Source organism: Bradyrhizobium sp. UBA2491 (assembly GCF_002341725.1).
Taxonomy (GTDB): domain Bacteria; phylum Pseudomonadota; class Alphaproteobacteria; order Rhizobiales; family Xanthobacteraceae; genus Bradyrhizobium.
In genome coordinates this window covers 42,960-49,391 of the sequence record NZ_DDOP01000046.1, presented here as the reverse complement: position 1 = coordinate 49,391, position 6,432 = coordinate 42,960, and the positions used below count along the sequence as shown (strand labels likewise).

The following is a 6,432-nucleotide window of genomic DNA, read 5'->3' as shown; positions in this document are numbered from 1 at the left end:
CCTCTCCCTTGGGAGAGGTCGATTTGCGCAGCAAATCGGGTGAGGGGTTACGGTCTATCGAGAGAGCAAGAGCCCTCACCCGGATTGCTCTGGACGATGCTTCGCATCGCCAAGCGCAATCCGACCTCTCTCCGGCGGGGAGAGGTGAACCAAGACCGAGCCAAGCCGGTTCAATCAAAGCTCATGGCGCTTTGGGCGGCGTCATTCCGTGGAGTCAAAATCTTCCTCGGTTGCGCTCAACATGCCCGCCAGTGTCCGCAGGCCGAGCTCGAGCTGCTCCATCGGCGGCGCGGCGAGCGCAAGTCGTACCGCGTTGGGCGCGTGCCCCGGCGTGGCGGCAAAGGTCGTCGACGGGGTCAATGCGATGTCGCGGCGGGCCGCGGCCGCGACCAGGGTCTGCGAGCGCCAGTGCTGCGGCAGGGTCAGCCAGAGGTGATAGGATTTCGGGTTGGTCTGGACCTCGAAACCGGCCAGATGCTTCGCCGCCAGAAGCTGGCGGCGGCCGGCATCGATCCGCTTCAGCCGTGACAATTCGGCGGCGGTGCCGTCGGCCATCAGCCGTTGGCCCGCGGCGAAGGCGTAGCCCGACGCGGTCCAGCCGCCGGAGCGTACCGCAGCCATGGTGCTCTCGCGCAGTCGCGGCGGCGACACGATGAAGCCGAGTGCGAGGCCCGGCGCGACCTTCTTCGACAGGCTGTCGAGCACGATGCAGCTGTCAGGCGCCAGCGCGGCGAGCGGCGCCTCGTCGTCGAGGAATCCATAGACGCCGTCCTCGATGACAATGAGGCCGAGCTTCTCGACCACGCGCAACAGCTCGGCGCGCCGCTCCGGCGGCATGGTGATGCTGAGCGGATTCTGGATCGTGGGCTGGACATAGAGCGCGGACAGATGCGCTTCGCGATGTGCTTTCTGCACTGCGTCCGGACGCACGCCGTGTTCGTCCATCGCAAGCGGCACCAGCGAGATGCCGAGCCGCGCGGCGATGCCCTTCACGAAGGGGTAGGTCAGCGCCTCCACGCCGCAGCGTCCGCCGGGCGGCACCACGGCGGCGAGCGCCGCGGCAATGCATTGCCGGCCGTTGGCGGTGAACACGATCTGGTCGGGGTTCGGCGTCCAGCCCTTGCGCGCCAGGAATTCCGACGAGATGGTTCGCGCCGCCCGCGTACCGAAACTGGTGGCCGGCCGCAGCGCGCCTTCGAGCACCTCGGGCCGCTCCAGTCCTTCGAGGCTCTTGGCGATCATCGTCGCCTGATGCGGCAGCAGCGGATAGTTGAATTCGAGATCGATGCGGGCGCCGCGCGGCTCGGGCGGGGCCGCGTTGCCGCGGCGCGCCTCGCCCGACACGAAGGTGCCGCGGCCGACTTCGCCGACCACCAGCCCGCGCCGCAACAGCTCGGTATAGACCCGGCTCGCGGTCGAGACGGCGATGTTGCGGTCATAGGCGAAATGACGCTGCGGCGGCAGGCGGTCGCCGGCCTTCAGCGTGCCGCTGGCGATCTCGGCGGCCACCGCGTCCGCCAGCTTCAGATATTCGAATCTCGACATTATTGCACCGAGAGCAATGTTTTAGTTGCTCCGAGAGATGTACCGGATCATTTAAGAGGGAACAAGCCCATGATTGCACCGAGGAGAGCGCAAGCGATCCGAGGTTACCCCGCGCAAGTGCTGAAATCGCATTTGTGTCAACGCTATAGCTTTGCCGTCTGGGCTGCCGAAGGAGATGACAATGACGATGATGTCCTCACCCGCCGCACCGCTCGCACGGTCCGGCATGTTGGGTGGATTGCTCCGATTGCTCCGAGTTTGGGGCGATGCATTCGTGACCTACTGGGTACGTCGCGATGCGATCAAGATGCTGCGCCAGCTCGATGACCGGACGCTGCGCGATATCGGAATCTCGCGCTGCCAGATCGAAACCGCGGTGACCGGCAATTTCGACCTGGAGCTGATGCGGATCCGCTGAGCCGGTCCTGGCGGGCGCGGCGGCGCTCCGCCGGCTGCTTTGCATGGGGTTGTTCTCGAGATTTCGACCGCGCGTGCCTGCGGCCGCGGTCCGGCCGCACTAATGCCGCACCACCAGCACCGAGCATTTGGCGTAGCGCACCACATGGCCGGCGTTCGAGCCGAGGAAGTAGGTGCGCATCGCCGGGCGGTGCGAGGTCATCACGATCAGGTCGGCCTTCATCGTCGCGGCCTCCTCGAGGATCTCGTGATAGATGCCGCCCTGGCGGACCACGCCGGAGATGCGCCCGGCCGCGATGCCGGATTCGCGCGCGACGATCGCCAGCGCTTCTTCCGAGGTTTCACGCTGCTGGCTGTCGAAGTCCGCCGGAACATATTCGGCGAGCATCACCGGGGTCATCGGCAGCACGTTGAGCAAACGCACCGCGCCGTTCCATGTCTGCGAGAGCGTCGCAGCGGTTGCGATCGCAGGCTTCGCCAGATCGGTATCGGCGAGGTCGATCGGCACGAGAATGGATTTGTACATCTGCGCCTCCTGTCCGCGATTGGTCTGGAGCCGTTTGGTCCCTCGTCCGGGACGCGCGCCTTCTTGGTCTTGAGCCAGCCTGTGCCCGAGCTGGCCTGTGGTGTCGACGCAGACCGGTCCCCCTGTCGCGTGGCCATCAATATAGCATGGCGCAGCGGCGATGTCCGCTCGCGTCAGTTGCGCGAGGCCTGCTTCAATAGTTTAGGGCTGACGAACAGGACGAGCTTGCCGCGCCGGAACGACACCTCGTTCCAGTCGTCGGTCGCGAAGTCGAAGACCGCGAGCCCCGAGGTCGGCAGATTGTCGCTGAGCGCGCGCTTGGCCGCCTCGTCGCCGCTGCCGGTCAAGGTCAGCGCGAGTTCGTGCATGCCGGGGTTATGGCCGATCAGCATCAGCCGCTTCGGGTCGGCGACCGAAGCCATCCGGATCGCGGTCAACAGTTGCGCCGGATCGGCGCCGTAGAGGTCGGGCACGAATTCGACGTTCGGCTGCGGGCCGGCGCCCTTGAACGCGTCGCGCACGATCTCCCAGGTTTGCGTGGTGCGGACCGCCGGCGACACCAGCGCCAGTTCGGGGATGGGCGGATGGCCGGCGATCCAGCCGCCGATCTCCGCTGCATCGCGGTGGCCGCGTTCGTCGAGACGACGGTCCTGGTCGTGCCCCGAAGGCGCGTCGGTTTCGGTCTTGGCGTGACGCAACAGCAGCAAACGGCGCATGGACTTCCATCTCGATTCGGTCTGGTCGAATTAATTCTACAGGCGCATGCCCTGGACAAGGTGACAAGCGCCGCAGCGGTTCGTAGAAAACGCCATGAGCGAGACTTCCACAAGTGCGGCGGACGGCCCGGACGAGGCGGCCTCGCCGTTCCGCAACCGTATGGCGTTCGACCTCGATGTCGACATTTGCGTGGTCGGGGCGGGGCTGGCCGGCCTGACCGTGGCGCGCGAGGCGGCGCGGCTCGGCGCCAGCGTCGCCGTGCTCGAGGGGCGCCAGGTCGGCTGGAACGCGTCCGGTCACCATCTGGGCACCGTGATGCCGGGTTTCGGCCTGCCGATCTCGGACGTGGTCGAGCGGGTCGGGCTCGATGATGCCCGCGAATTGTGGGCGCTGTCGAAGCAGGGCGCCGATTATGTTCGCGCCACCGCAACCGAAGAGCTGATCCCGGGTATCAATCCGAGCGACGGCGCGCTCGAGGTTTCCAATGTCGATGTCGGCGAGGCGCTGATCAGCCGCTTGCAGATGCTCGGTGAGGAGCTCGCGACCGAGGTCGAAGGCTGGCAGGTCGATCGCGTGCGCAGCGTGCTCAGGACCGGCCGCTATTTCCACGGCATCTACTATCCGAGGGCGTTGCAGATCGATGGCCGCAAATACGTTCATGGGCTCGCTGCGCTGGCGACCCGGGCGGGGGTGCGGATCTTCGAGGAGACGCCGGTGGTCAGCATCGACTTTTCCGGCATCCGCAAGCGTATCGTGACGCCGTCGGCGCGGCTGCGCGCCAACCATATTGTGCTTGCCGGCAACATCCACCTCGGCGCGCCGCTGAAGCGCTTGTCGGACACACTGCTGCCGGTGTGGCGCTACGCGGCGTTGACCGAGCCGCTTGGCGAGCGGCTGGCGGAGGCCATCGCCTTTTCCGGCTCGGTCGCCGACAGCGATGGCATCGATCATTTCCGCATCGTCGATGGCGATCGGCTGCTCTGGTCCAGTCCCGAGACCACCTGGGCGGCACGGCCGAAGCGCTTCGGCGCGGGGGTGCAGCGCCGCATCGCCACGGTGTTTCCACAACTCGGCAAGGTTCCGATCGCGGATGTGTTCGGTGGCGCGGTCGGCGTCACGGTCCATGGCATGCCGCAGATCGGACAATTGCGCAGGGGGCTGTGGGTGGCGAGCGGCTTCGGCCGACAAGGCCTCGGCACCTCGGCGCTGGCCGGGCAATTGATTGCCCGCAGCATCCTGTGGGGCGACGACCGCTGGCGGCTGTTTTCGCCGTTCGAACTGGTCTGGGCCGGCGGAACCACCGGCCGCGTCGCCGGCCACTTCGTCAGCCTGTGGGCGAGGGGCGCCTCGTCCGCGGCGGGTGTGCTGGCGCGCTACCGCGAGGGGGCCCGCGCCAGGGAGCGGGTCCGCGAGGCGCGACTGGCCGAGGCCAATCTCAAGGCGGGAACCAGGGGGCCGGCGCTCCGCCGTCCGCCATCGGCCACGGTGCGGCCGGCGCCGCCACGGCAGGCTGGGGACGGCGATGCGCCGCATCCTCACGCCTCGCAAGAAAGTGAGCGGGTCTCCGACCGGCGGATGTAACGTCGGCCGGCGGGGTTCGTATCTGTTGACGAACCCGTTCGCCAATACTGGCCGTCCGCATCGGAGATGATTGATGATCGACCGCCGCATCCTGCTGGCTTCCGTCGCCAGCCTGCTGAGCTTCGCCGCCTTCCGCTGGCTGCGCGCCGGGCCGGCGCAGGCCGCCGAGAAATTCGAGATCGAGAAGACCGACGCCGAATGGAAGGCGCAGCTGACGCCGCAGCAATACGAGATCCTGCGCAACCAGGGCACCGAGCGGCCGGGATCGAGCCCGCTGCTCAAGGAGCACCGCAAGGGCACCTTCGCCTGCGCCGGTTGCGACCTGCCGCTATTTTCGTCCGAGACCAAATATGAGAGCGGCACCGGTTGGCCGAGCTTCTATCAACCGCTGGCGAATGCGGTCGGCACCACGTCGGACCGCACCTTCGGCATGCTGCGCACCGAGGTGCATTGCCGCCGCTGCGGCGGCCATCTCGGCCACGTCTTCGACGACGGCCCGAAGCCGACCGGGCTGCGTTACTGCATGGATGGCTTCGCGCTGGTGTTTCATCCGGCCGCGCCGTCGGCGACCTGATAGCGTTTTCGAGCGACGCCTGTCCCGCACTTGATCCGGGATGGATGCCGGTTCGCGTTCAAGACAACGCATCAAAATAAAGGAGGAGGGCGGTCAGAATCGCCCTTCTTTCCCGGCAATTGTTGCCGGCCCGGCAATTGTGCCCCGGTTAAACGGCCGCGGCGTTTTTTTCAAGCGCATGATTTTGTTACGTTTCGTTTCCTGGCACGACCCTTGCGACATGCTCCACCGATGCGGCCATCGTTCTGATTGCCAGCCGCCGGGAATTGAATTGGAGAATATGTCATGGGTATCTTCGGCGCTCTCACGACGGCGGTCGGTGGCCTGCGCGCAGGATCGTACGCACTCGAAAACATCTCCGGCAACATCGCCAACTCGCAGACGACCGCCTTCAAGCGCATCGATACCTCGTTCCTCGACCTGGTCCCGCAGACCGCGCTGACCGCGCAGCTCGCCGGAGGCGTCACGGCGCAATCGCGCTCGACCAACTCGGTGCAGGGTGACGTGCAGCCGGCGTCGGTCGCGACTTTCATGGCGATCAACGGCAACGGCTTCTTCGCGGTGCAAAAGCCCGGCAGCTTCAGCGACGGCTCGCCAGTGTTCGATGGCGTCGACCGCTACACCCGTCGCGGCGATTTCCAGCTCAACAAGGACGGCTATCTGGTCAACGGCGCCGGCTATTATCTCGAGGGCGTGCGGATCGACCCGACCACCGGCAACCCGTCGGGGTCTTCGCCGCAGGTGCTTCGCTTCGCAAACGACTTCCTGCCGGCGCAGCAGACCACCAAGATCGACTACCGCGCCAACCTTGCGTCCTATCCGCTGACCACGGCGCACGACGTCTCGGTTCCCGGTTCCGAACTGTTGCGGCCAGGCGCGTTCAGCAGCGGGCATAACCCGTTGGTGCTGGGTACCCCCGCTGCGCCGTATACCGATTCCTCCGTCACCGGCACTGCGCAAAACAACAAGGCGACGCCGTCGGTGGCCAACACGGCTGCGACCCTGCTGTCGGGTACCGCGGGCAGCGATTCGATCAACGCCAGCTTCAGCGCCGGCTCGGCCGGCCCGCCGG

7 protein-coding genes are annotated in these 6,432 nt (G+C 66.6%); 4 read left to right on the top strand and 3 right to left on the bottom strand.

Features of this window, described 5'->3' with window-relative positions; translation table 11 throughout:
- Positions 1-201: 201 nt before the first annotated feature.
- The gene (locus tag B2W55_RS15680) at positions 202-1,545 is read right to left on the bottom strand and encodes a PLP-dependent aminotransferase family protein (RefSeq protein ID WP_024584624.1); all 1,344 of its coding nucleotides are present in this window, start codon (positions 1,543-1,545) and stop codon (positions 202-204) included.
- Between the two features lie 274 nt (positions 1,546-1,819).
- Here B2W55_RS15680 and B2W55_RS15675 point away from each other — a divergent pair, with 274 nt between their 5' ends.
- On the top strand, positions 1,820-1,963 hold the full coding sequence (locus tag B2W55_RS15675; RefSeq protein ID WP_291532242.1) for a DUF1127 domain-containing protein: 144 nt from the start codon (positions 1,820-1,822) through the stop codon (positions 1,961-1,963).
- Between the two features lie 99 nt (positions 1,964-2,062).
- Here B2W55_RS15675 and B2W55_RS15670 read toward each other — a convergent pair whose 3' ends face one another.
- A complete protein-coding gene (locus tag B2W55_RS15670; protein WP_024584625.1) occupies positions 2,063-2,488 on the bottom strand; it encodes a universal stress protein in 426 nt (141 codons plus the stop codon).
- Positions 2,489-2,661: 173 nt separating this feature from the next.
- The gene (locus B2W55_RS15665) at positions 2,662-3,204 is read right to left on the bottom strand and encodes a SixA phosphatase family protein (RefSeq protein ID WP_024584626.1); all 543 of its coding nucleotides are present in this window, start codon (positions 3,202-3,204) and stop codon (positions 2,662-2,664) included.
- Between the two features lie 94 nt (positions 3,205-3,298).
- On the opposite strand from B2W55_RS15665, the gene B2W55_RS15660 reads away from it, so the two are divergent.
- The 3 genes from B2W55_RS15660 to B2W55_RS15650 form a co-directional block, all read left to right on the top strand.
- Positions 3,299-4,786, top strand: a complete 1,488-nt coding sequence (locus tag B2W55_RS15660; protein WP_024584627.1) for an NAD(P)/FAD-dependent oxidoreductase — start codon at positions 3,299-3,301, stop codon at positions 4,784-4,786.
- Between the two features lie 73 nt (positions 4,787-4,859).
- Entirely contained in the window at positions 4,860-5,360 is a 501-nt protein-coding gene (gene msrB / locus B2W55_RS15655) for a peptide-methionine (R)-S-oxide reductase MsrB (RefSeq protein WP_024584628.1), read from the top strand.
- 285 nt (positions 5,361-5,645) lie between these two features.
- Positions 5,646-6,432 (top strand): flagellar hook basal-body protein (locus B2W55_RS15650; RefSeq protein WP_291532241.1); only part of this gene is annotated, 787 nt, incomplete at its 3' end.

Excerpts from the sequence above, each read along its gene's own strand:
- B2W55_RS15680 (WP_024584624.1), bottom strand. The coding sequence starts at position 1,545 with ATGTCGAGATTCGAATATCTGAAGCTGGCGGACGCGGTGGCCGCCGAG.
- B2W55_RS15670 (WP_024584625.1), bottom strand. The coding sequence starts at position 2,488 with ATGTACAAATCCATTCTCGTGCCGATCGACCTCGCCGATACCGATCTG.
- B2W55_RS15665 (WP_024584626.1), bottom strand. The coding sequence starts at position 3,204 with ATGCGCCGTTTGCTGCTGTTGCGTCACGCCAAGACCGAAACCGACGCG.
- B2W55_RS15660 (WP_024584627.1), top strand. The coding sequence starts at position 3,299 with ATGAGCGAGACTTCCACAAGTGCGGCGGACGGCCCGGACGAGGCGGCC.
- msrB (WP_024584628.1), top strand. The coding sequence starts at position 4,860 with ATGATCGACCGCCGCATCCTGCTGGCTTCCGTCGCCAGCCTGCTGAGC.